The sequence below is a fragment of the Ekhidna lutea genome (genome assembly GCF_900188325.1).
GTDB classification, from domain to species: Bacteria; Bacteroidota; Bacteroidia; order Cytophagales; family Cyclobacteriaceae; genus Ekhidna; species Ekhidna lutea.
In genome coordinates this window covers 339,634-365,112 of record NZ_FZPD01000003.1, presented here as the reverse complement: position 1 = coordinate 365,112, position 25,479 = coordinate 339,634, and the positions used below count along the sequence as shown (strand labels likewise).

Here is a 25,479-nt window from a genome sequence, read left to right as displayed (position 1 = left end):
GACTAGCAATTAGAATTACCAAAAATTCGGAACTTACCTGACTCAGATTCTAAAGATTTTTCGGTAGAGTGATAGCTAATAGTTTCTTTGAATCGGAATTTGTAGCTCCTCAGCTAAACGGTTCATCTCACTACCAAACCAAGAAAATTCAGATTTAGTGGTTATCTCTAAGGATTCATTTTCATCGTACATTAAAGTGCCCGTATACAATGCGAAATCTGCTGTACGATCCCTGGACCTTTGGTTTGCATTATACGTATGTCGCTCTTTACTTATTTGAATATATTGTAATTGCCTATAGCCAATAGTCCTACCAGTACGAATGAAAAAGACATGAAATTGGTCATGAATCTTATTATTTTTTTTGTCTATCGTCGTGACATATTTTGTAGTTAATAGGCCAAAAACCACTATTGAAAGTATCCCGGCTAGAATATAAAACTGATGCCAAAATGTTACATAAACTATTGGTGGACTTAGTATGATCAGAAATGTGTAGCGAAGACCTGCTGAGAAATAATGATCCTCAAAACGAACGTGCATGATTTTAGTGTTTTGAACGAATTAAATAAAAAACCTGCTTTTCCGTACACCTTCTTTAACAGAATTTAAAGATTTTATCCATCAGATATCTTACAATTTTTAAATGCCTCTTCTGCTTCTTCATGCTCCATTTCGGCTGCCTTCTTAAAATCTTGACAAGCATTGAAGTTGTTATGCTGAAGCTTATAAATTAGACCTCTTCTATAAAAGACCTCTGCATCATCCGGATAGAGTTGAATACTTGTTGTCAAGTCCTCAATAGCTTTAGTGTATGACCCAAGTTGTTCGTATGTATAAGCCCGATTATCATAATATGTAGCATTCTTACTATTTATTGTAATCGCTTTATTAAAATAATAATTTGCTCCATCATAATCTCCCATATTGTAAAAGGTTAATCCCAAATAATTAAGCAGGTCATCATCTTCATTGTTTAATTCAAGTGCATCCTCAAAGTAAAGTTGAGCTTTATCCATTTTGTCCAGTTCATAATATGCCATCGCCAAGTTTTTCACATAATTATATTGAGTATCATTAATATTAATGGCTTCAGTAAAATACATGACAGCTGAGTCATACACTTCTTCTCTATAAAATGAAATTCCAATCCAGTTGTACATCTTAGCTGAATTATCGTAACTCAAATTAATCGCAGATTTCAAACTATTTCTAGCTTCCGAATAGATACCAACTTCAACACCGACTATTCCGTGATTTGCGTAAAAATTAGCATTAGAACTATCAAGTTCTATTGCCTTTGAAAAACTTTCAAAGGCTTTTTCTTTTTCATTTAGGAAATAATAAGAGTTAGCCTTATTCGAATGTGTTACTGCCATATTACTATCTATTGATAGCGCTTTTTCAAAATCAATTAAAGCATTTTTATAATCTCCCAAGTCGTATTTGGAAAGACCCATGTCATTATAGTAAACAGCATCTTCTGGATCAATTGAAATTGCTTTCTGATAAAACCCTATTGCCTCGTAGTAAGAACCTAATCTGTGCGAGCATTTGCCAATTCTATGGTATATCCAGCCTGCTTCTCCTTGGCTCTTTATTGCGAGCTCGTAATACTTCTTTGCTTCCTCATATTCACCTTCATTAAAATACACTCCTGCCTTATCAGTATATGCATTAGGATTATTGGTTGGCTTTATTTTACCCTTTAGGTGTTCAGGGATTTTCAACTTATTGGTGTCTAAGCTGATATTAAATTGGAAATTGTCAAAGGTAAACTCCAACACTTGACCGTTTGATTGAAATTCAGTGGTTGAAGTAGGTATTGGAATTCCCTCGAAAGTCTGATAATTGCCGTAAGAATTAACCTTGCCGGCAACTTCCTGTCTTAACAGGTTTGCAGTTTTAGGATCAATTGAAAAGTATCTTTTTTCATTATCTTTTTCAAGTGTCAATCGATATGCTTCCATTTTGTTTAGGAAGGATTTTTGAACATTTGAAATTTTGAACCCGCCTTCTATTGAACTAGCGAGTGTGCCAATAAAATTATCATAGCTATTATCAGCTTTGTTGTTATCAGTTTCCTCTGACAAAGAATCAATAGTTAACTCATCATTGAAAGGATCATACTCCCAGTTGATTACTTCATTTGATACTTTTAAGAATTTCTGACCTTGGAAATCCAATTCTATATACATCGACTCAGGCATATGGAACTCCATTCGCGCAGGAAATTCTATACCACCCGCTGTAACATTACCTTCAATCAACATTGTAGAGACGTTCAAATTGTTGAAGGATGCGACATTTTCAATGGCCACTTGAGATAATGAATCGATATCCAAACGCAATTCATTTCCAACTAAACTTTGTCCGAATTTTTGATTTGATTCATTAATCAAATTTCTATAAACACTCCGCTGATTTTCATCAATAACTGACTCATTTTCTAAACTGACATCTGCAAAAATTTCACCATTAACAAGATATGTTCCTTTTAAGGTACTTCCATCAAAGGCTAAAAGCATTTGGTCATCATAGTCAACTAAAAAATTACCAACTCCTTGTGTAACTGATGTCGAGCCAATCAAAACACTATCCTGATTAATTACTCCAATAGCTTTGTACTTTGAATTGAAGTATGACGGATAGTACAGCTGAACCTCTACTTGAGATTTTCTTAAGGCTTTGATTTCGACTATTAACTCATAATTGGTGCCGGTTGTCAAGTAATAGTTTCCATACCATAAACCTTCTACATCCTTAGCTTTTAAGCTCTGTGAGAATATACAATGATTAAATCCTAAAGAGGATACAAGAAGTAAAGAAATGATGCTGATTTGTCTCATAGCCAATAAAAAATTAAAAGCTCGAACTTATATAATTCTGTTTTCAACTAGAATTTTTGATGCAAACAAAAAAGGTGAGCCTCCCAGCTCACCTTTCATTTTACGATTAAGGATTAGTTCTTATCCGTTCAGTTTCTCCTTGATCTTTTTCTCAATATCCTCCATCAGCTCCGGGTTGTCTTCAATCAATGCTTTTACAGCATCTCTTCCCTGTCCGAGCTTATTTCCGTCATAGGAGAACCATGAACCGGACTTCTGAACTACATCAAGCTCTACACCAATATCGATGATCTCACCACTCTTGCTGATTCCCTTTCCATACATAATGTCAAATTCCACCATTTTGAATGGAGGGGCCACTTTGTTCTTTACCACCTTCACTCTTGTGCGGTTACCCAGCACATTATCAGCTGACTCCTTGATCTGACCGATCCTTCGAATATCCAGTCGCACCGATGCGTAGAATTTCAATGCATTTCCTCCGGTGGTTGTTTCCGGATTGCCAAACATCACCCCGATCTTCTCTCGAAGCTGGTTAATGAAAATACATGAGCAGCCAGTCTTATTAATAGTACCAGTCAGCTTTCTTAAGGCCTGAGACATCAATCGTGCCTGTAGCCCCATTTTACTATCCCCCATCTCTCCTTCCAGTTCACCACGTGGTACTAGCGCAGCAACCGAATCAATTACGATAATATCCAGTGCCCCTGAACGGATTAAGTGTTCAGCTATTTCCAAGGCCTGCTCTCCGTTATCAGGCTGAGAGATCAATAGATTCTCTGTATCAATGCCCAGATTTTCCGCATAGCTCTTATCAAAAGCATGCTCCGCATCGATGATTGCCGCCATACCTCCTGCTTTTTGAGCCTCCGCAATGCAATGCATGGCAAGTGTGGTTTTACCAGAAGATTCCGGACCATACACCTCAATGATTCTACCCCTGGGAATACCACCTACTCCCAGCGCCATATCCAGACTTAAAGAACCGGTTGAAATGGTAGGCACATCCATCACTTTTTCATCACTGAGTTTCATGACAGTTCCTTTACCATAGGTCTTCTCCAGCTTTTCGATTGTAATCTGGAGAGCTTTCTGTTTTTCTGATGCGTCAGCCATAGAGGTATCGTTCTTTTTGTTTTTTAGAAATCAGACAAAAATAGTCTTTTCGTTCTGAAGAAAAATTAATTTTGCTAAAAATATTAGGAAAAATAAATACTTTTTAAAAAGGCATAAAACTAGTCATTATACCTATCCGTTTGTACGCGCTTACACTGATTATCTAAAAATTCATGCCATCCATCGAACGGTCTAAACTTGCATGCTTTTTTTGAGTTTATTTAAACATATAAACCGCCAGATGTATGACAAACGCTTTACTCATCAAAAATGAAGGGCTGATGTACTCAGTCTCATTTCCGTCCAGAACATCACTGATCGACTTCATTGAAACGGACATTCAACACACCCGATCTTCCTTTGATCATAAAGTTATGATTTATGAAGATCAACTGGATTCCCTTAAGAAATGGGCCACTTCCAAAAGTCTTGAAACCATGGAGTTTAGTCCGGCCCAAATAAGTGCCTAATCGCAAAGATTGAGTTCGAGAAACAGGACTGGTTTATATAAACTCAATTAATCCTTCATTATCTTGTCCTTCCAGCAAACTAACCTATATGGACAATACTGGATACGAACAGGTTTATAATCAATTAAAACATCTTAAAACCATCATCAGCTTTAAGAAGATGATGACTGAAGGTAATGTGAATGTGGTCTACTTGGGCAATGTGACACAAGCCACGATAGAAGGTGTAACTGATATGATTTCTGAAGACCTGAGTGTTCGCAATGAAAACAGAAAGGTGACTAAGCGAGTCTATCACGTCATGATGGAGTCACTCCAGAATATATGCAAACATGCAGACAGTCAGTCAGATGAAGAATCCAACTCGCTGGAACACGGACTGGTAAAAAAAGGCATCTTCCTTATCGGCCATAATGAAACCGAGTATTTCATAACCACCGGAAATAATATAGATCTTAAAAGTGCTGTCTCGCTAAGAGAAATTCTAGACAATATTAATTCCCTCGATGCAGATGGTGTAAAACAGCTTTATCGAGATGCGATGACAAACTCCGAATTTGGTGAAACCGGAGGAGCCGGTCTAGGCTTCATTGACATGGCAAAAAAGACAGGAACACGATTTGAGTATTATTTCGAACCTGACAGTGAAACCTCCTGCTTCTTTATTCTAACGATGCGTGTGGCTAAGGATACGGACAGTTAAGCTGGCTCATTACCATTACTCACCTCCTCTTTCGGTACATAATGAATAGCATAGATCATATAGCCACCAAGAGCTGTGCCTATCGGAAATTTAAAAAGCAATAATACAGCAGGAACTATCGCAAACTTTTTGCCCCAATCTTGCTTAGTCGCTAAACCGTAACCTGAAACAATGAACACAAGAAGTGAAAGTGTTTGCAGGATTGGAAGCATGTAAAGCAGATTCTGCGGCGGATGTATCTCCATAAACATCACTTCGAAGTGTCTGATTTCGTGCCAGAAATCACTATGACTTATCATATCCACAAAAAAGAAAGTAGATATAGATATTGGCACCAGAATGAGCCCAATTACAATGAATATCTTACCAATAATGCGCAGGTTGTTGTCGTGATCTTTTAAATCCATGAGTGAAAAAGGTTATTTCTATTACTGTGTATTGCAAGGTATCTTACGATAAACAATAAATAAAGTTGTGGCATGATAAAAAAAGTGAGTGGGGGCATTTTGATGCTGATGATAGTACTGCTAATAATTTATTGGGAGTTGATTGCTTATGGCTTCAAGCAGGCAAAAGGTCAATTACGCATTACATTAAATACGGTACCTATAGAACAAGTGCTTGCTGACTCTATGGCTGCCGATAGCATCAAGATTAAAATTCAGATAGTGAATGACGTTCGCACTTTTGCATTTGGAGAGCTGGGCTTAAAGAAGTCTGCAAACTACACCACTTATTACAACCAAAAGGGTGAGGTTTTACTTTGGAATTTATCTGCATCCAAAGCATACGCTTTAGAGCCAAAAATGTGGAGTTTCCCTTTACTCGGTTCATTTCCCTATAAAGGCTTTTTTGACCTGGAAAATGCAAAGTCAGAAATGAACGAATTAAAAACGAAAGGATATGATACGCGCATTCGGCCTGTGGGTGGGTGGTCAACATTGGGCTGGACCAAGGATCCGATTCTTTCAAATATGCTGGAACGACCAGAAGGCTCGCTGGTGGAATTGATCATTCATGAGCTAACACATTCCACATTGTTTGTGAAGGATAATGTCGAGTTTAATGAAAACCTCGCATCTTTTATTGGTGAAAAAGGAGCCATTCAATTTCTGAATAAAAAATATGGTAAAAATTCTGAATCATATTTTGAATATGTCATGGCAGAAGATGATAGTCGAACATTCCGCAATCAGATGCTCGACGCAGCGCAAATCCTCGATTCTTTATATCAAACCCTGGAAAATGAATCAGATTCAGTAAAAGCAATTCAAAAACATATACTTATTGATCTTATCGTAAACTCAATAGATACACTCCATTTTCACAATCCCCGCTACTACAAGGCATTCGATGAAGCGCGACCTAATAATGCTTACTTTATGTCTTTTCTCAGGTATTACTCCGCCAAAGATTCACTTGAAGAAATGTTAATCAACAATTATGAGAATGATTTAAAACGCTTCATAAAGGGCATGAAAGCATATCATGAATAAAAAAAATCGCCGAGGCAATGCCCCGACGATTATATATAAGAGAATTAATACTTTCAGTGATTCACTGCAGCTGCAGCATCCAAAGTGCCCCACCCGAATGATGAGCTCTTATTTGGATACAGATCGGCAGTTTGTTTCAATTTGTCAAGCACCTGAGACCTGCTTAGGGCTGGATTCTTTGACCAAACTAAAGCAGCAATACCGGCAGCTGTTGCGGTAGCTACTGACGACCCTCCTACTGTTGACGGTTGATTTCCGCTCATAGCCAGTGAGAGCGGATGATTTTCTGTTCCGCTACGCTCCATTATCACTGTAAAATCAACTTTGCTGCCTGAATGACAGACATCACATCTTGTATAGCCACTTTCCTTTATGCCGGTCACCGCTACCGTTTCACTCATAGATGCAGGGAAAATTACCCCATACCAATTGGTCCAACTGGTAGAAGTTCCTGCAGCAGCAAAAATCAATTTGCCCCTTCCATAAGCATAACGCACTGCATCCGCCACTTTAGAATTAGAGAATACATCTCCGATAGACATACTAATGATTTTCACATCACTTCTATTTCCTAAATAAACAAGTGCATCCGCTACTCCCGTTTTCTCTTTCCCACCATTAATTACAACATCACCGGTACCTCTTACTGCTACAAGGTTCGCATTGTATGCAACACCAACAGATGAGCCATCTGTACTTCTAGGTGCTGCCATCACTCCGGCCATTGCAGTACCATGGCCACAATCATCATCCGGACCGTCAGGGCTAGCCCACCACCACCATGAGCTAACATAAAATCCATATTTATGAACATATCGTCCACTTGAATAGCCACTATTGAAGTTTCCATTAAGGTTGTCCTGGCTTGGCGAAATGCCTGTGTCAATTAGGCCTATTCCAATTCCACTTCCAGTACTGGAATTCCATGCATTTACAACATTGTTTGCGTACAAATGCCATGAGGCTTTGGCTCCCGGGCTAATGTTTGTATAGTCATTCGAGGGAATGCCATAATTCGGATCATTGCTACATCCTTTGCTGCTTTCAATACGTCCATCTTCCACAGTCGGAAAGTCCACTTCATATCCAAGTGGTTCTACATATCTCACGGTTGGTAGGGATCTGAGATATTTTACAACTTCAAGGCTGGTGACCTCAACATCAATGAAGGGAAGTACTTCATGCTTCCTTAGGCTTAAGTCTTCCTCTTTAAACTCCTGATTTTCCCGCTCCAAAATACGAACAACGTCAGTGATAATATCATCTGATGTAGTAACCCATGCTTCTTGCCGGATGTCAATTTCAGAGATTCTGCTATTGATGTTAGTTTCTCCAGCAGGCTGATATCCTATGGTAAGAATGTTATCACCATGAATTAAGGCACTCCAGATCATTTCATCAGAAGCCTCATTCCAGTTAAACTCATCATTATCCTGTAGGGACGAAATGATTGCTTCGTCAATCACTGTTTTAGCAATAGGCTCCTGTTGAATAATGGGTGGAGAGATTGGGGTTTCTTCGTTACATGCAAGCAATAGCAATGCAAGCAACACCACGCTGATTTTTGTGTGTTTCATTACGATTAGGTTAAGGTTAAAATAAACAGTACTCAATAGCATATAATAGTATGCATGCCGAGTACTTTGTATCCCAATTTAATTAAAAAATTCAATTAACACCTAATCTTATATCGCATCCCGATTGAACAACAGAACTAAAAAAGGATGGTAATTATTTTTTACCAAATTGTTACCTTTTTAACATACAGTTGATTTCTGACTAATTTTGAATAACGTTGAATGAAATGAATGAAAAGCTGAATTATTTAATGAAACAGCTTTAAAATTTTAACAAATTGTAAAGAACAATTTAAGGATACGTTATCATACAATATCTCCACAAAAAATGGGAAAAACCAATCAGAAAATTTTAGTAGTTGACGATGAGACTGATATCTTGGAATTGCTCAAGTACAACCTGAGTAAAGAAGGATATGAAGTTAAAACGGCTAATGATGGTATTAAAGGTGTAGAAGTAGCCAAAAGCTTTGTTCCGGACCTGATCCTATTAGACATCATGATGCCAAAGCAGGATGGTGTAGAAACATGCCGCCAAATTCGTGAGCTCCCTGAAATGGCCAATACCTTCGTTATTTTTCTCACTGCACGATCTGAAGAATACTCCGAAGTAGCTGCATTTGATATGGGGGCAGACGATTATATCACCAAGCCCATTAAACCGCGTGCACTCGTCAGTAGAATAAACGCCCTATTCAGAAGAGAATCAAAGAAGAAAAAGGAATCAAGCACCATTACTATTGGGGAGTTGGTGGTGGACAGAACCAGCTATACCGTAAAGAATGGTGACGAAAAAATTTCTCTTCCTAAAAAGGAGTTTGAGCTATTATACTTCCTGGCCCAGAATCCTGGTAAGGTTTATAGCAGAGATGAGTTACTCCAAAATATTTGGGGCACGGATGTATACGTGCTTGCCAGAACAGTCGATGTACACATCAGAAAGGTTCGTGAAAAGATAGGCAATGATCACATCACGACAGTGAAAGGCGTTGGCTATAAGTTTGACGCTAACTAAACAGAGTCACCTCATATGCAATTCAACTCAAGAGCAATAGCACTTTTATTGGCACTATGCGTTGCTGTTATTACCACAGCATTTCTATACCTGTTGCCAAACATCACTACTACTGCCATTGTAATTGCATTTTTGTTATCGTTTTCATCCAGCTACATTCTCGTCCGCCTTGTTCTCGAATTCTTGTTCTTCAGACAAATTGAAACGATTTATGATTCGCTAAAAAAAATACGGGATAGTGAATTGGCTTTGAAAGGGAGAATGTCGTCTGTAAATCCCCTGAAAAGAATCAACAGGGAAATTTCCAGCTTTGCCAAAAGCAAAGAAAAAGAGATCGAGGAGTTGAAAGAAAGAGAAAACTTCCGTCGAGAGTTTATTGCAGATGTCTCACATGAATTGAAGACTCCCATATTCGCTGCACAGGGATTTGTCCATACGCTATTGGATGGCGCTATCAACGATAAGGAGGTTCGTAAGAAATTTTTAAAGAAAGCTGCAAAAAGCCTTGATGCGCTGGATCTTCTTGTTGCCGATATACTTACGATATCTCAAATTGAATCTGGTGAAATCAAAATGCACTTCGAAAATTTTGATATGCGAGGGATGTGCGCTGAAATTATAGACCAGCTTGATGGGAAATCAGAGAAGAAAGGCGTGGAACTCAAAATGTCCAAAAAATATAAGGACCCGATCATAGTTAGGGGAGATTATCGTCGTATCTATCAGGTAATGCTCAATCTGATTTCCAATGCCATTAAGTACACTAAAAATGGCGGACAAGCCAAAATCAGTTTTAAAGAAATCGAAGACAGTAAAATCAGGATTATGGTAACGGACAATGGTCGAGGCATCCCTGAATCAGATATTTCTCGTATTTTCGAGCGATTTTACAGAGTAGACAAAAGCAGGTCCAGAGAAAAAGGAGGAACTGGCCTGGGACTATCTATTGTGAAACACATCCTTGAAAGTCACGATTCTGAAATTTTTGTTGAAAGTGAGTATAAAATAGGATCGACCTTTTATTTCGATCTGAACAAAGCAAATTACATAGATAAAGTGGACGAAGGATGGGAAGAGGAAGAAGACTATGCATAAAAACTTGAAGAACATCACATTTGAGGATTTGATCATCAGCCAAAATGAAAACTACATCCTCGTCAACAAGCCTCCATTTATTGCCAGCCTGGATGATCGTGCTGAAAGCAAGAACCTTCTCAGTCTTGCTAAAGAGGTAAACGAAGATTATCAAATCTGCCACCGACTCGATAAAGAAACTTCCGGCATTGTCGTCTTTGCAAAAAATGCCGAAGCATATAGAAACTTTGCGATACAACTCGAAAACAGGGAGGTGAAGAAAGTTTACCATGCAGTCATTCACGGCCTTCATAAGTTCGAAGATTTTGAAGCGGACGAACCACTTCAAACTACCTCCACAAAATCCAGGGTAGATTTTAGAGCAGGAAAACCTGCATTCACTTTAATAAGCACGCTGGAAATATTAAAGAAGCACACATTGGTAAAGTGTTTCCCGGTAACAGGTCGAATGCACCAGATACGAGCTCATTTAGCACACCACCAAGCGCCTATCATTAATGATCCCGGATATGGCGGTGAGCCGGCATTTCTATCTGAGCTAAAAAGAAACTTCAATTATAAAAAGTGGGAAGATGAAAAACCAATGATTAATCGAGTAGCTTTGCACTCCTTTGAGGTAGCATTTAAAGATTTGGATGGCGAAATCATTGAGGGTGAGGCACCATATCCAAAAGATTTCTCAGTGTTACTCAAGCTCTTAAGAAAATTTAATTAGCCCCTCACTGTTTGTTTTCTCAAATGAAACTTCTATTTTTGTGTCCCTTTTTCAAGGGGATAGATTTTGACATTATAAAATCAATATAAAATTGGATACTAACAGCTTTAAAACTGTATCATTAAACAGTGCAACTGTAGAGAAGAATTGGGTGATCGTAGACGCTGATTCTCAGATACTTGGAAGAATGGCAAGTGAAGTTGCTAAAATGATTCGAGGCAAACACAAGCCATCGTACACGCCACATGTAGATTGTGGTGATAACGTAATTGTCATCAATGCCGACAAAATCAGATTAACAGGAAGTAAGTGGACTGATAAGAAATATATCCGTCACACGGGTCATCCCGGAGGTCAGCGCGTTGAAACGCCTAATAGTATTAAGGCTAAGTCTTCAACAATTTTAGTAGAAAAAGCAGTGAAGGGTATGCTTCCAATCAACAGACTTGGAAGACAGCTTTTCAAAAACTTATACGTATATGAGGGTGTTGAACACCCGCATGCAGCTCAAAAACCAAAAGAAGTAAAACTATAAACCTGAATGGACAGAATTAATACCATAGGTAGGAGAAAGACCTCAGTAGCTCGTATTTATATGACGAGTGGGAAAGGTGTAATAACCGTAAACGATAAGGATCTTAACGTTTACTTCCCTTCCGAAATCCTTCAAACCATCGTGAAACAGCCACTTGCGAAAGTGGAGCAGGATGGCAATTTCGACATTAGTGTGAATGTAACCGGTGGCGGACCCGCCGGTCAGGCTGAAGCAGCAAGACTGGCAATCGCTCGTGCGCTTACTGAAGTAGACGCAGAGTTTAGAAGCCCACTTAAATCTGAAGGTTTCTTAACCAGAGATTCAAGAATGGTGGAACGTAAGAAGCCAGGTCGAAGAAAAGCAAGAAGAAGATTCCAGTTCAGTAAACGATAATTTTGAGATGCAAAAACTAGAACATAAAGATCTATTAGATGCAGGTGTTCACTTCGGACACCTTACCAGAAAGTGGAATCCTGCCATGGCGCCATATATTTTCATGGAGAAAAATGGCATCCACATTATCGACCTTCACAAAACACTTGCATGTCTTGATGACGCAACTGAAGCTATGAAAGCTGTTGTTCGGTCAGGACGTAAAGTGATGTTTGTTGCCACTAAGAAGCAAGCGAAGGAAGTTGTGGAGCAAGAAGCTCAGCGATTAAACATGCCATTTGTAACTGAAAGATGGCAAGGTGGTATGCTTACCAACTTTGCGACAATCAGAAAGTCATTGAAAAAAATGGCTGGCATGGAAAAACTAATGAAGGAAGAGGCGTATCAAAACCTTGCAAAGCGTGAGCGATTGATGATCAGTCGTGCGAAAGATAAGTTGGAAAGAGTTCTCGGTGGAATTTCCGATCTAAATAGACTTCCAGCTGCTTTGTTTGTGGTGGATATCAAGCGAGAGCATATCGCGATTGCAGAAGCACAAAAACTTAATATCCCGGTATTTGGTATTGTTGATACCAACTCTGATCCTTCTAAGATCGATTATCCTATCCCTGGCAATGATGATGCATACAAGTCGATCAAATTGATCACAAACTATGTAGGTCAGGCACTTGAGGAAGGATTATCTGAGCGTAAGAAAGATAAGGAAGAGCAGGCTCAAACTGAGGAGCAAGCTGCAAAAAAAGCAGCTGACGAAAAGACCGAAGTAGCAGAGTAAAAATCTAAAGACCATAAAATCTTAACAAAAAGATTGAACATTGTCCTCGATAGCTATCGGGATTCGGTGTTCAATTTTTGTTTGTAGAAAATTAAACCAAGAAATAAAATGGCTATTACAGCACAAGACGTAAACAAATTAAGGCAAATGACTGGTGCCGGCATGATGGATTGCAAAAAGGCACTAACTGAGGCAGAAGGTGATTTTGATAAAGCAGTAGAGCTTTTAAGAAAGAAAGGTCAGAAAGTATCTGCTTCAAGAGCAGATAGAGAAACTTCTGAAGGTGTTGTTTTTGCTAAGACCAACGATGCTGGCACTGAGGGTGCTTTGATCGCATTTACTTGTGAAACTGATTTTGTGGCTAAAAATGATGAGTTCGTTCAGCTTGGAAATCAAATCGCTGAGTTAGCGTTCGCTCAAAAGCCTGCCAATATCGAAGCATTAAATGCCCTTAGCTTGGGTGATTTGACAGTAGGTGAAAAAATCGTAGAGCTGACAGGTAAAATTGGCGAGAAATTGGAAGTAAAAGCTTTCGAAGTTGTGACCGGTGAAGCTATTGTTCCTTACATCCACTCAAATGGAAAGCTTGGTGTAATGGTTTCTCTTTCTAATACGAATGGTACTTCTGTAGAAGAAGCTGGAAAAGATGTAGCAATGCAAATCGCTGCAATGAATCCGGTAGCTGTTGATAAAGACGGTGTAGATCCATCAGTCGTAGAAAAAGAAATTGAAATTGGAAAAGAACAAGCCAAGGCTGAAGGCAAGCCTGATAATATCATTGAGAAAATCGCAATGGGTAAGCTTAACAAGTTCTATAAAGAGAATACATTGTTGAGTCAGTCTTTTGTAAAGGACAGCTCTCAATCCGTTTCTCAATATCTTGATTCTATTTCAAAAGGATTAACAGTTTCAGAATTTAAAAGAGTGTCTATCGGATAATTCTTTAATTCTTCAAAAAAATAGAGCCGCCTAATCAATTAGGTGGCTTTTTTTATGCCTGAAGTAATAAATTTTCACTGTTTTGGACCCTGATGAATGCTCAATTCATCGAGAATATAAAAAGACAGATACCCAATGGATTGACGTTCATCGATCTAAATAAACTTGTTATTGAAACATTAGTATAAGTAGTTAATAATCAAAACTAGACGTTTTACTAACCCTAAAAGCTATGACAAATCAATCTAATTACATTGAACACAGTATTCTCACTCGTAAGTTTATCAAAACCGGCACATTAGTTCGAATAATATCTTTAGGAATTGCCTATGCTGCTATCCTAGCCATGGCTTTCTAATAATCAGAAGCTAAAAGCTACCTTATATATTTATTTAAACTAAGTATTATGCTTAGCCTCATCTAAGAGTAAGTCCCATATGATATTCGCTCAATGATTAGGACTTTTACAAAAAAAACGATGGACAAACAGGTGAACTATATAGACCCAGCCATCCTTACTCGTAAGTTTGTGAAAACTGGGACTTTGGTAAGACTTGCATCGCTCGGCCTTGCATATCTTGCTATTATAGCTATGTCAATCTAAAAGGGTCTTTTCAACCAGCAAGACCTGACCTAGCCAAGGAGAACTATGCCTTGGCTTTTTTTATTTTACCCCTCTATGGCCTCCTATCGTCTCTTGGCTAACTTCTTTTCTTGTATTATTTCCTCCACTGGTTTTGAATATATCTTACTTTCAAGCCACGAAATCAAATCCAAATACAGCAGTGATCTGCGTTCATATTTATCCTCTAGGATATCCAACAACTCTTCCCTTAATATTTTAAAATCCTGAATTAACATTTTACGATCCATAAAAACTGAGTTCTTAAGAAAGTTGAAAATCGCTGAATGCACGCGGTGATAATCACTCAACTTCAATAAGAATCGGTAGGTTGACTTAATTTGAAAGTCAATCAAATCATCATTTCCGAGCTCATAATGCGAAATCAAATTAAGAATGCGAGCAAAACACTGGATGTCTTCTTTTAATGAGATATTTGGGTGGTTAATGATGATGTTCAGATGTTTTACAGCTCCGGAGAAATCAGCACTTCCAAACTTTAAGCTTGCAATTTTGTAATGAAAGACCATGATTCGGTGGATATCCAGACGCCCTTCAAATTGCTTCATTTTCTCTAAAAATTCATCACTATACCTCGCTCCTTCAGTAAACCTTCCTTCCACAATATATGAATTGAGATTAGCAGTCTCTGTATATATAAATGACTGAATCAGCTGATTCTCATTAAACCTATGCTGGTGTTTTGTTGTAAATGCTTTGAGCTTCTTATGATTCTCAATAAACCGATTCACATCATCACAGTAGAATAGCGCAGATAGTACATTGTGCAATCCTCTAATGTACATTTCAGGCTCACTTTCTATAAGCACTTCATTTTTTTCATAAACCTGACACCACTTTTGGGCATACCCATAGCACCTTGAAAAGTCTTGTGAAATGTAGTAAAACCAAACATAGCATTGGTATTTGTAAATCGTGTCTTCAAATCCAGCATCAGATAAAGTAGGAAGACTTTCTTTAAACATCGCTGAAAGTTTCTTTTGCTGTCCTTCACTTTTACTATGACCAAATTTTAAATAATAGTCATAAAGCTTCAGTGACAAATCAGACCAGGCACCTTCAAAATAAAATTTGCTTCTCAGCAAGGAGGATTCATCCGTCAATTCCTTCGCTCGCTGTGAATGGCTTCTCGTCACATACCTGCTCTCTATCTTTTTTTCAAATTCCACAATCTCCAACCGAAGAATATCCATTTTGAAGGTAGTAGCGATGAGTTTGGCCTTTGAGAGTTGTGCAAGGCTTTGAAGGTAAAACCCCTTTCTTTGAAGCAGCTCTGCATAGCTGATATGATCTTTTATCCGAATCCCGGGATCATCTGATTGAAGAAGCTTCAAACTCACCAGAATCTGTTCATATAACCGCGATTTATGGTTGGAAAGTGTATTGGCTTTTAACAACGGAAAAGCTTGCTGAATTTTTTCGTCATTCCAATGTTTCTGTTTGTCAATCACATCAAAAAGTTTGATAGAAACTAGCTCCTTATCTGTGGTGTTCCGCCGCACATAAAGCTTAAAATTTCGTTTTTCGGCCTTAGTAAGCCGCTTTATTAGCTCAAATAATTGATATGATAACTGCTTGACCAAGTGAATTATAAAGATTTTAAATGCCTGTTATTTAATGTGTTATGAAATATTATAAGGACTTGAAGAGATGAATAATCAAAATAAAAGGTTTCATCAACCCTCTCTTAACGTCCACATTTGTTCACGCACGTAAAATTAGCACTTAGTTGATATGAGCAAACTTCACATTTTTGATACCACATTAAGAGACGGTGAGCAGGTACCTGGCTGCCAGTTGAAAAGTGAAGAAAAGCTTGAAGTCGCCTTCCGTTTGGAGAGCCTCGGAGTAGATATAATCGAAGCTGGTTTTCCGGTTTCCAGTCCCGAAGATTTTAAGTCTGTTGCACTTGTATCCAGGCACATCAAAGAATCAACCATCTGTGGACTCTCTCGAGCGGTTGAAGAAGATATAACTGTAGCTGCTAATGCTCTTAAAGGTGCTGTCAACCCCAGGATTCATACCGGGATTGGCACTTCAGAGTTTCATGTAAAGTATAAGCTAAATACCACGAATGAAGATATAATCAATCGTGGTGCACATGCCGTAAAATTTGCGAGGAACCTGGTATCTGAAGTTGAGTTTTATGCTGAAGATGCCGGCAGGACAGACAATGAGTTTCTTGCCAGGGTGGTTGAATCGGCAATTGATGCTGGAGCTTCGATCATCAATATCCCGGATACTACCGGCTACTGCTTGCCGGAACAGTTCGCTGAAAAAATAGCATTCCTGGTAAACAATGTTCCAAACATTGATAAAGCTATTCTTTCCACACACTGTCACAATGACCTTGGTTTGGCTACAGCCAACAGCATTGCCGGGGTGATGGCAGGTGCCAGGCAAGTGGAGTGTACAATCAATGGAATTGGAGAGCGTGCCGGAAATACCTCCTTAGAAGAGGTGGTGATGATTATCAATCAACATCAACACATCAATTTGACACACAATATCGATACCACACAGATCACATCTGTTAGCAAAACGGTATCATCTATGATGAATATGCCGGTTCAGCCAAATAAGGCAATTGTTGGATCAAATGCGTTCTCTCACTCATCCGGAATCCATCAGGATGGGGTAATTAAGAAACGAGAAACTTATGAAATTATAGATCCTGCTTCTGTCGGGGCGACAGGGTCAGAAATAATACTAACTGCCCGAAGCGGTAAGGCAGCATTGAACTACCACGCAAAAAAATTGGGGTATGAACTAGATCCAGAAGGTCTTAAAATCGCCTATAAAGAATTTTTAGAAGTGGCTGACCAAGTCAAAAAAGTGGGATCAATTCACTTACATAAAATATTTAAAACCATAAAAGCTTACGCATAATGCCAAAGACACTCTTTGACAAAATATGGGATTTACACGTGGTGAAACACGTGGCTGATGGTTTAGATGTCCTTTACATTGACCAGCACTTTTTGCATGAAGTCACAAGTCCTCAGGCTTTTGATGGCCTCAGAAAAAGAGGTGTAGAAGTTTTTCGTCCACAGCAGTGTGTGGCTACCGCTGACCACAATGTGCCAACGAAAAACCAAGACCAACCGATCAAAGATCCACTATCGGCCAATCAAGTAAACTCATTGATTAAAAACTGCGAGGAGTTTGGTATCGAGCTGTACGGGATTGGCCATGAAAATCAAGGTATCGTTCACATCATTGGGCCGGACCTGGGGATCACTCAGCCTGGGATGACAATCGTATGTGGTGATAGTCACACTTCGACACACGGAGCTTTCGGCACGATCGCTTTTGGTATAGGTACCTCACAAGTCGAGCAAGTGCTTGCAGCACAAAGCTTAGTGCTCTCTCGTCCGAAAACCATGAGCATCGAAGTAAATGGACAACTTAATAAAGGGGTAACAGCGAAAGATGTTATACTGTACATAATTGCTCAGCTGGGTGCTGAAGGTGCTACCGGCTATTTTGTAGAGTATAGCGGGAATGTATTTCGAAATTTCACCATGGAAGAACGCATGACCGTTTGCAACATGAGCATCGAAATGGGTGCCAGAGGTGGACTGATAGGAATTGATCAAACAACAATTGATTATGTCACAAGCAGGGTTGAAATCCCAAAAGAAAAAATATTTACCTGGCTTTCGCTTAATACAGATGAAGATGCCGTCTTCGATAAAACCATAAAACTAAATGCCGCAGACATTCACCCGCTTGTCACTTGCGGTACTGCCCCTGATACAGGCATCAGACTATCTGATCGGGTAAGTGCTTCCAAGCACATCACAAAAAAAGCGCTTGGTTATATGCAGTTCAATCAGGACGATCAAATCTCTGATCAGTCAGTGGATTATGTATTCATCGGTAGCTGTACCAATGGAAGAATTGAGGACCTACGGGCAGTTGCGAACCTGGTGAAAGGCCATAAAAAAGCAGAACATGTAAATGTTTGGGTCGTGCCCGGATCTATGAAGGTTCGCTCTCAGGCTATTGAAGAGGATTTAGATAAAATCTTTGAAGCTTCAGGTTTTGAGTTTCGTGAGCCTGGATGTAGCGCATGCCTGGCGATGAACGAAGACAAGATTCCCGCAGGATCGCTCTGTGTATCCACCTCCAACAGAAACTTCGAAGGCAGACAGGGAGAAGGTGCACGTACCGTACTGGCAAGTCCACTCACTGCTGCTGCCTCAGCGATAACAGGGAAAATTACAGATCCAACCATATTTCTAAACTAATGGACATTCGATCTAAAGCCATACCGCTACCTATTGATAATATTGACACAGATCAAATTATACCTGCCAAATTTTTGAAGCAGACAGATCGTTTGGGGTATGGAAAGAACTTATTCTACGCGTGGCGATATCTGCAAGATGGTAGTCCTAACCCGGATTTTGAATTGAATAATCCTGCCAGGAAAGATGCTGAGATACTTATTGCAGGTAACAATTTTGGCTGTGGCTCCAGCAGAGAACATGCCGCGTGGGCAGTTGCTGATTACGGCATCAAGGTGGTTTTATCCACCCAATTCGCGGATATTTTCAAAGGCAATGCATATAACAACGGCATACTGCCTGTTGAATTAGATGAACGTTCTATAGCTGATATCACGCAGCTCGTTTTAGATCAGCCAGCAACAGAAATTGAGGTTTCACTTCAACATCAGTTGGTGAAAGTTTCAACTCTCAACCTGGAAAAAAACTTTCACATTTCACCTTTTAAGAAAGAATGTCTATTAAACGGCGTGGATGAGACGGACTATCTGATAAATCTTAGGGGAGAAGTCACACTATTTGAACAACAGAGATGAAAAAAAATATAACCATATTGCCAGGAGATGGAATCGGCCCGGAGGTTGTTTCGCAAGCCATAAAAGTCCTGCAAGCCATCAATACGTATTTCAATCACGATTTTGATTTGAAGTATGGAATTATCGGAGCATCAGCAATTGATGAGACGGGCTCTCCCCTTCCTGATGAAACGCTTGATTTATGCTTGAATAGTGATGCTATCCTGCTGGGATCCATAGGGGATCCGAAATATGATAACGACCCAAACCTGAAAGTAAGGCCGGAACAAGGCTTACTCAAATTGCGGAAATCACTACAGCTGTTTTCGAATGTCCGGCCGGTTAAAACCTATGATATCCTAAAAGGTGTTTCCCCGCTTAAGGAGCATTTGCTGGAAAATGTGGACATGGTGATCTATCGGGAGCTTACCGGTGGTATCTATTTCGGTGATAAAGTCCTGTCAGAAGATGGCTCGCATGCACATGATTCGTGTGATTATACGACGCACGAAATCAGTCGAATTGCTTATCAGGCATTTGAAGCTGCAACTCTTAGAAGAAAGAAGCTCACCCTGATTGATAAGGCAAATGTGCTGGAAACTTCCAGGTTGTGGAGGCGTGTCATACAGGATATCAGCAAAGAATACCCGGAGATTGACGTTGAATACATGTATGTGGATAATGCAGCCATGCAAATGATGCAGGATCCTGAAAACTTTGATGTGGTGTTAACTGAAAACATGTTTGGTGATATCATATCAGACTTGTCGAGTGTCATTACAGGCTCCCTGGGAATGTTACCTTCCTCTTCTGTCGGCACCAAAACCGCCTTATTCGAGCCGATTCATGGCTCATACCCGCAAGCGAGTGGAAAGGACATTGCCAATCCTATGGCCACCATCCTATCCGTGGCTATGATGTATGATCACTTTGAGCTTTACCATGAAGCTTCAACCATTCGTAAGGCTGTTGATTGGGCGCTGGAACACAAGCTTGCCACAGAAGACATTGTGAGAGACAAAAGTGAAGCAAGCCCTTGTTCCAAGGTTGGTGACACCATCGCCTGGTACATTGAAGAAGGAGGAAAAATAGATATGAATAAGGATTCAATAAACCTTTCATTAAATTGCATCATCTAACAACACAATATCGAAGCAGAAAAACCGAACGTGCAAAACATCATAGTCAATATCGTCTCTATTCTTAACGTCATTATCATTTACGATATGCGCTGAGGAGACTATTGATATAAAAATATTCAAAAACCCTTCTCAGCACGCTGAGAAGGGTTTTTTTATGTCTAAAAATGCAAAAAAACATGCCAGAATTAAACAAATACAGCAAAGTAGTAACCCAGGACCCCAGCCAACCTGCAGCACAGGCTATGCTTCATGCGATTGGACTGACAAAGGAAGACCTTAAAAAACCACTAGTGGGAATTGGCAGTACTGGGTTCGAGGGAAATCCGTGCAATATGCATTTGAATGATCTCGCCCTTCATGTTAAGGATGGTGTGAATACCACAGGTGGAAACGGGTTGATCTTCAACACCATTGGTGTTAGTGATGGTATTTCTATGGGCACATCGGGTATGCGCTACTCCCTCCCTTCCAGAGACATCATTGCAGACTCAATGGAAACGGTGGTACAGGGTATGAGCTATGATGGGTTGGTTACAGTAGTTGGTTGTGATAAAAATATGCCCGGTGCACTCATGGCCATGTTAAGGTTAAATCGTCCATCGATTTTGGTTTATGGTGGGACAATTGTCTCAGGCTGTGTCAATAACAAAAAACTGGATGTCGTATCGGCATTTGAAGCCTGGGGTGAGAGAGTCTCAGGGAAGATTGAAGAAAACGAGTATCAACAGGTGATAGAAAATGCCTGCCCGGGAGCTGGAGCATGCGGTGGCATGTACACTGCAAATACAATGGCTTCCGCGATAGAAGCACTGGGGATGTCTCTCCCTTATAATTCCTCCAACCCGGCAGTGGGAAAAGAAAAAACTATTGAAAGCAAAAAGGCAGGTGAATGTGTCATGGCATTACTGGAAAAAGACATCAAACCCTCCGACATAGTAACTAAAACTGCAATTGAAAATGCCGTGACCCTGCTAACCGTACTGGGAGGATCTACCAATGCGGTATTACATTTTCTTGCAATAGCAGATGCCGCTGGCATCAACTTCAGTCTGTCTGACTTTCAAAGAATCAGTGATCGAACACCATTTTTAGCGGACCTAAAACCAAGCGGCAAACACTTAATGGAAGACATTCATAAAATGGGTGGAATGCCAATTGTCTTGAAATACCTCATCAAACTTGGGATGATTGATGGAAGCTGCATGACTGTAACGGGTAAAACATTACAACAAAATGTTTCCACTATTCCAGACCTTTCCTTCGATCAAAAAATAATCTTCCCGATTGATCAACCAATCAAGTCTTCGGGACATATTCAAATTCTACACGGCAACCTTGCAATGGAGGGTTCGGTTGCAAAAATCACCGGGAAGGAGGGCTTAAAATTTACTGGTAAAGCCAAAGTATATGATGGTGAATATGCGGCAAATGATGGAATACAGAATGGGGAAATCGAAAAAGGCGATGTAGTAGTCATTCGTTATGAAGGACCCAGAGGGGGTCCAGGAATGCCGGAAATGCTGAAGCCAACTGCCGCAATCATGGGTGCAGGATTGGGCAAAGATGTGGCGTTGATCACAGATGGTAGATTTTCAGGCGGCACACATGGATTTGTTGTTGGGCACATTGCTCCTGAAGCCCAGCAAGGGGGAGTTATAGCTCTGGTGAAAACCGGAGATACAATCACTATAGACACAGAGCAAAAAAGTATACAGCTAGAGGTCAGTGATGATGAGCTAAAAAAACGAAAAGCTGAATGGAAAACTCCTTCATTGAAAGTTGAACGAGGAGTCCTTTACAAATACGCCAAAATGGTTTCATCCGCATCACAAGGATGCATAACAGACAATTAATTATGGAAGCCCTAATTGAAAATCCAGGAAAAGTAGTTGAAGCTGAAAGAATATCAGGTTCTGAAGCTATTTTAAGATGTCTCATTAACGAAGAAGTCGAAACCATTTTCGGCTATCCAGGTGGTGCTATCATGCCTGTCTATGATGCGCTCTTTGATTATGAAAATCAGTTAAGGCACATTCTCGTGCGTCATGAGCAGGGTGCCATTCATGCGGCTCAGGGCTATGCCAGAAACTCAGGAAAAGTTGGGGTATGCTTCGCAACTTCAGGGCCAGGAGCCACAAACCTTATCACGGGGATTACGGATGCTCAAATCGATTCAACTCCCATTGTTTGTATCACCGGGCAGGTTGCAAGTCATCTGCTTGGCAGTGACGCATTCCAGGAAACAGATATCATTGGGATATCCATGCCTGTCACCAAATGGAATTTTCAGGTAACAAAGCCCGAAGAGATCCCTGAGGCACTTGCAAAAGCGTTTTATATCGCTCAATCAGGACGTCCTGGGCCAGTATTAATCGATATCACAAAAGATGCCCAGCAGCAATCATTCGATTTTATCTATAAACGGTGTGAAAGAATAAGAAGCTATCAACCTTACCCAGAGCTAAGGGAAGAGCCGTTGAAGGCAGCTGCTGCGTTAATAAATCAAGCCAAAAAGCCCTACCTCCTTTTTGGACAAGGGGTGACGCTAAGTGGTGCGGAAGATGAATTAAAAAGGTTCGTTGAAAAAACAGGCATCCCATCTGCCTCTACCCTACTGGGGCTATCTGCTTTTTCCACTAAACATCCATTGTATGTGGGCTATACCGGAATGCATGGAAACTATGGTCCAAATGTGAAAACGAATGAATGCGATGTATTCATTGCAATCGGAATGCGCTTTGACGATCGTGTGACAGGTGATGTAACTACTTATGCCAAACAGGCCAAAGTGATTCATATAGAATTAGATCCTGCTGAAATTGATAAGAATATTCTTACAGATGTTGCAATCATTGGAGATGCAAAGCAAGTACTAAAAGCTTTGCTTCCGCTAGTGAACAAGAATTCACACCAACAGTGGTTAGCAGAATTTCGAGCATGTGATAAAATAGAAATGGATAAAGCAGTCCAAAAATCCCTGGAGCCTAAAAGTAAATTGATGACCATGGCAGAAGTCGTTCACAAGCTCTCGGAAAAAACAAAGGGCAAATCAGTGATCGTAACAGATGTAGGACAACATCAAATGATGGCGGGGAGGTATTATCAATTTGATGAATTGAAAAGCCATATTACCTCTGGTGGATTAGGTACAATGGGCTTTTGCTTGCCCGCTGCAATTGGTGCCAAAATAGGTACTCCTGAGCGGCAGGTCATCGCAATCATTGGGGATGGGGGATTCCAAATGACCATTCAAGAATTGGGCGTAATCATGCAATATCAGATTGGAGTAAAAATTCTAATTCTGAATAACAGCTTTCTCGGGATGGTACGTCAGTGGCAGCAGCTCTTCTTCGATAAGAGGTATGCCTTCACCGAGATGGATAACCCCGACTTTATCAAAATCTCAGAGGGATATCGCATTCCAGCTCAACGAGTTCAAGAAAGAAATCACCTGGATGAAGCTTTCAATAAATGGCTGAATCAAGAAGGCTCGAGCTTACTGGAAGTCGTGGTGGAAAAAGAAGAAAATGTATTTCCAATGGTGCCTTCGGGTAGTTGTGTTTCTAAAATAAGGCTTGAGTGATGGAAAAAAGAGAATATACTATATCGGTCCTAACTGAGGATAAACCAGGTCTTTTGAATAAACTCACTATAATCCTGAGTCGGAGGAAGATCAATATCAACAGTCTTAATGTATCTACCACTGAGGTGAAAGGCGTTAGCAGGTTCACTATTGTAGCTACTGCTACCAAAATTGATTTAGAAAAAGTGGTGAAGCAAATCCGAAAACTCGTAGATGTGTTAGGATCATTCCTCTATGAAGAAGACCAAATATATTATCAGGAAATCGCACTCTATAAACTTTCGCTAGAGGTATTTCAACAGAATGGACTTCTTGAGAAACTTATCAGGCAGCATGGTGCCAAGATCATTGCTATTGAGGACAACCAGATCGTGATTGAAAAAACTGGCACAAAGCAAGAAACCCATGAATTATATGAGGTTTTGGAACCCTATGATATTCTTGAATTTGCTCGCTCAGGAAGAGTGGCGATTTCTAAATCAAAAAGACGAACGGAGGCATTCATTCACGAATTAGAAACTTCACAGTCAAACACATTAAGTATAAAAGAATTTTAACACGAATAAAACAAACAGAAATGGCAAAGATTGATTTTGGCGGTACACTGGAAGAGGTAGTTACCCGAGAAGAATTCCCTTTAGAAAAAGCAAGAGAAGTCCTTAAAGATGAAACCATCGCAGTTATTGGATATGGGGTGCAAGGGCCAGGTCAGGCCTTAAACCTAAGAGATAATGGCTTCAACGTAATAGTTGGTCAAAGGAAAGGTGGTAAGTCATGGGATAAAGCGATTGCAGACGGGTTTATTGAAGGCGAGAACTTGTTTGAAATTGAAGACGCGTGCGAGCGAGGCACCATTATCCAATACCTGCTCTCAGATGCCGGGCAGATACAGCAATGGTCAACGGTAAAAAAACACCTTACTCCGGGAAAGGCACTTTACTTTTCGCATGGTTTTGGTGTTACTTATCATGAGCAAACCGGCATTGTTCCTCCAGCAGATGTAGATGTCATTTTGGTGGCTCCAAAAGGGTCCGGGACGTCTCTTAGACGATTATTTGTTGCCGGTAAAGGATTAAACTCCTCATTTGCAATCCATCAGGATGCAACAGGAAAAGCGCGAGACAGGGCGGTCGCCTTGGGTATTGGTGTTGGATCCGGATACCTGTTCGAGACCGATTTCAAACGAGAGGTATATAGCGACCTGACAGGGGAAAGGGGTAGCTTGATGGGTGCAATACAAGGGCTTTTCGCTGCGCAGTATGACCTGCTCAGAAGTAAAGGGCATTCACCTTCAGAGGCATTCAATGAAACTGTAGAGGAAGCTACGCAATCTCTTTATCCACTTGTGGCTGAAAATGGCATGGATTGGATGTATGCCAACTGCTCTACTACAGCTCAGCGCGGTGCGTTGGACTGGTGGAAGAAGTTCAGAGACGCGGTTGCACCCGTGTTTGAAGACCTATATGAAAGTGTCGCAAGTGCAAACGAAGCTCGAATAACCATTCAATCAAATGAGAAGCCGGACTATCGTGATGGTTTGGAAAAAGAGCTTAATGAGCTTAGAGAATCTGAAATGTGGCGTGCCGGCGCAGCGGTCAGAAATTTAAGACCCGAAAACGCATAAAC

Annotated in this window: 25 protein-coding genes; 19 read left to right on the top strand and 6 right to left on the bottom strand. The window is 40.2% G+C overall.

Annotation, left to right across the window (positions count from 1 at the left end; translation table 11 throughout):
- Positions 1-75 precede the first annotated feature (75 nt).
- The 3 genes from CHB71_RS09325 to recA all read right to left on the bottom strand — a co-directional run bounded on the left by CHB71_RS09325 (position 76) and on the right by recA (position 3,965).
- Entirely contained in the window at positions 76-543 is a 468-nt protein-coding gene (locus tag CHB71_RS09325) for a hypothetical protein (protein WP_089356642.1), read from the bottom strand.
- Positions 544-617: 74 nt separating this feature from the next.
- Complete coding sequence (locus CHB71_RS09320) at positions 618-2,849, bottom strand: tetratricopeptide repeat protein (RefSeq protein WP_089356641.1); 2,232 nt, start codon at positions 2,847-2,849, stop codon at positions 618-620.
- Positions 2,850-2,969: 120 nt separating this feature from the next.
- The gene (gene recA, locus CHB71_RS09315; protein ID WP_089356640.1) at positions 2,970-3,965 is read right to left on the bottom strand and encodes a recombinase RecA; all 996 of its coding nucleotides are present in this window, start codon (positions 3,963-3,965) and stop codon (positions 2,970-2,972) included.
- Positions 3,966-4,210: 245 nt separating this feature from the next.
- On the opposite strand from recA, the gene CHB71_RS09310 reads away from it, so the two are divergent.
- Positions 4,211-4,435 carry a hypothetical protein gene (locus CHB71_RS09310; protein WP_089356639.1) on the top strand — a complete coding sequence of 75 codons (225 nt, stop codon included), beginning with the start codon at positions 4,211-4,213 and terminating at the stop codon, positions 4,433-4,435.
- Positions 4,436-4,523: 88 nt separating this feature from the next.
- Positions 4,524-5,138, top strand: coding sequence for a SiaB family protein kinase (locus tag CHB71_RS09305; protein ID WP_089356638.1), 615 nt, complete (start codon positions 4,524-4,526; stop codon positions 5,136-5,138).
- Here CHB71_RS09305 and CHB71_RS09300 read toward each other — a convergent pair.
- On the bottom strand, positions 5,135-5,545 hold the full coding sequence (locus CHB71_RS09300; RefSeq protein ID WP_089356637.1) for a hypothetical protein: 411 nt from the start codon (positions 5,543-5,545) through the stop codon (positions 5,135-5,137). The genes CHB71_RS09305 and CHB71_RS09300 overlap by 4 nt on opposite strands.
- Positions 5,546-5,617: 72 nt before the next feature.
- Between CHB71_RS09300 and CHB71_RS09295 the strand changes: the two genes are divergently transcribed.
- Complete coding sequence (locus tag CHB71_RS09295) at positions 5,618-6,634, top strand: aminopeptidase (RefSeq protein ID WP_089356636.1); 1,017 nt, start codon at positions 5,618-5,620, stop codon at positions 6,632-6,634.
- A 53-nt stretch (positions 6,635-6,687) separates the two neighbouring features.
- Here CHB71_RS09295 and CHB71_RS09290 read toward each other — a convergent pair whose 3' ends face one another.
- Complete coding sequence (locus tag CHB71_RS09290) at positions 6,688-8,211, bottom strand: S8 family peptidase (protein ID WP_089356635.1); 1,524 nt, start codon at positions 8,209-8,211, stop codon at positions 6,688-6,690.
- Between the two features lie 328 nt (positions 8,212-8,539).
- Here CHB71_RS09290 and CHB71_RS09285 point away from each other — a divergent pair, with 328 nt between their 5' ends.
- The 8 genes from CHB71_RS09285 to CHB71_RS19095 all read left to right on the top strand — a co-directional run bounded on the left by CHB71_RS09285 (position 8,540) and on the right by CHB71_RS19095 (position 14,036).
- The gene (locus tag CHB71_RS09285) at positions 8,540-9,226 is read left to right on the top strand and encodes a response regulator transcription factor (RefSeq protein ID WP_089356634.1); all 687 of its coding nucleotides are present in this window, start codon (positions 8,540-8,542) and stop codon (positions 9,224-9,226) included.
- A 15-nt stretch (positions 9,227-9,241) separates the two neighbouring features.
- Positions 9,242-10,321, top strand: a complete 1,080-nt coding sequence (locus CHB71_RS09280) for a sensor histidine kinase (protein WP_089356633.1) — start codon at positions 9,242-9,244, stop codon at positions 10,319-10,321.
- Positions 10,314-11,036, top strand: coding sequence for an RluA family pseudouridine synthase (locus CHB71_RS09275; RefSeq protein WP_245811245.1), 723 nt, complete (start codon positions 10,314-10,316; stop codon positions 11,034-11,036). Before CHB71_RS09280 ends, CHB71_RS09275 begins: the two co-directional genes overlap by 8 nt.
- A gap of 91 nt (positions 11,037-11,127) precedes the next feature.
- Entirely contained in the window at positions 11,128-11,571 is a 444-nt protein-coding gene (gene rplM, locus CHB71_RS09270; RefSeq protein WP_089356632.1) for a 50S ribosomal protein L13, read from the top strand.
- Between the two features lie 6 nt (positions 11,572-11,577).
- Positions 11,578-11,964: a 30S ribosomal protein S9 gene (gene rpsI, locus CHB71_RS09265; protein ID WP_089356631.1), complete on the top strand. Its 387-nt coding sequence runs from the start codon at positions 11,578-11,580 to the stop codon at positions 11,962-11,964.
- A gap of 7 nt (positions 11,965-11,971) precedes the next feature.
- Positions 11,972-12,739 carry a 30S ribosomal protein S2 gene (rpsB, locus tag CHB71_RS09260; RefSeq protein ID WP_089356630.1) on the top strand — a complete coding sequence of 256 codons (768 nt, stop codon included), beginning with the start codon at positions 11,972-11,974 and terminating at the stop codon, positions 12,737-12,739.
- A 108-nt stretch (positions 12,740-12,847) separates the two neighbouring features.
- On the top strand, positions 12,848-13,678 hold the full coding sequence (gene tsf, locus CHB71_RS09255) for a translation elongation factor Ts (protein WP_089356629.1): 831 nt from the start codon (positions 12,848-12,850) through the stop codon (positions 13,676-13,678).
- Between the two features lie 232 nt (positions 13,679-13,910).
- Positions 13,911-14,036 (top strand): hypothetical protein, encoded by a 126-nt coding sequence (locus CHB71_RS19095; RefSeq protein ID WP_262485926.1) that lies wholly within the window; start codon positions 13,911-13,913, stop codon positions 14,034-14,036.
- Between the two features lie 329 nt (positions 14,037-14,365).
- Here the strand turns inward: CHB71_RS19095 and CHB71_RS09250 are convergent, their stop codons facing one another.
- Positions 14,366-15,823, bottom strand: coding sequence for a hypothetical protein (locus tag CHB71_RS09250; protein WP_144017381.1), 1,458 nt, complete (start codon positions 15,821-15,823; stop codon positions 14,366-14,368).
- 232 nt (positions 15,824-16,055) lie between these two features.
- Here CHB71_RS09250 and CHB71_RS09245 point away from each other — a divergent pair, with 232 nt between their 5' ends.
- From CHB71_RS09245 to ilvC, 8 genes are all read left to right on the top strand, one after another.
- Positions 16,056-17,210 (top strand): 2-isopropylmalate synthase, encoded by a 1,155-nt coding sequence (locus CHB71_RS09245; protein ID WP_089356627.1) that lies wholly within the window; start codon positions 16,056-16,058, stop codon positions 17,208-17,210.
- On the top strand, positions 17,210-18,574 hold the full coding sequence (gene leuC, locus CHB71_RS09240; RefSeq protein ID WP_089356626.1) for a 3-isopropylmalate dehydratase large subunit: 1,365 nt from the start codon (positions 17,210-17,212) through the stop codon (positions 18,572-18,574). The genes CHB71_RS09245 and leuC overlap by 1 nt, the downstream gene beginning before the upstream one ends.
- Positions 18,574-19,149 carry a 3-isopropylmalate dehydratase small subunit gene (leuD, locus tag CHB71_RS09235; RefSeq protein WP_089356625.1) on the top strand — a complete coding sequence of 192 codons (576 nt, stop codon included), beginning with the start codon at positions 18,574-18,576 and terminating at the stop codon, positions 19,147-19,149. The genes leuC and leuD overlap by 1 nt, the downstream gene beginning before the upstream one ends.
- On the top strand, positions 19,146-20,267 hold the full coding sequence (gene leuB / locus CHB71_RS09230; protein ID WP_089356624.1) for a 3-isopropylmalate dehydrogenase: 1,122 nt from the start codon (positions 19,146-19,148) through the stop codon (positions 20,265-20,267). Before leuD ends, leuB begins: the two co-directional genes overlap by 4 nt.
- Before the next feature lie 179 nt (positions 20,268-20,446).
- A complete protein-coding gene (gene ilvD, locus CHB71_RS09225) occupies positions 20,447-22,123 on the top strand; it encodes a dihydroxy-acid dehydratase (RefSeq protein WP_089356990.1) in 1,677 nt (558 codons plus the stop codon).
- A 2-nt stretch (positions 22,124-22,125) separates the two neighbouring features.
- Positions 22,126-23,853: a biosynthetic-type acetolactate synthase large subunit gene (gene ilvB / locus CHB71_RS09220; protein WP_089356989.1), complete on the top strand. Its 1,728-nt coding sequence runs from the start codon at positions 22,126-22,128 to the stop codon at positions 23,851-23,853.
- Positions 23,853-24,410: an acetolactate synthase small subunit gene (ilvN, locus tag CHB71_RS09215; RefSeq protein ID WP_089356623.1), complete on the top strand. Its 558-nt coding sequence runs from the start codon at positions 23,853-23,855 to the stop codon at positions 24,408-24,410. The genes ilvB and ilvN overlap by 1 nt, the downstream gene beginning before the upstream one ends.
- A gap of 20 nt (positions 24,411-24,430) precedes the next feature.
- Complete coding sequence (gene ilvC, locus CHB71_RS09210; protein WP_089356622.1) at positions 24,431-25,477, top strand: ketol-acid reductoisomerase; 1,047 nt, start codon at positions 24,431-24,433, stop codon at positions 25,475-25,477.
- The last annotated feature ends 2 nt before the right edge of the window (positions 25,478-25,479 follow it).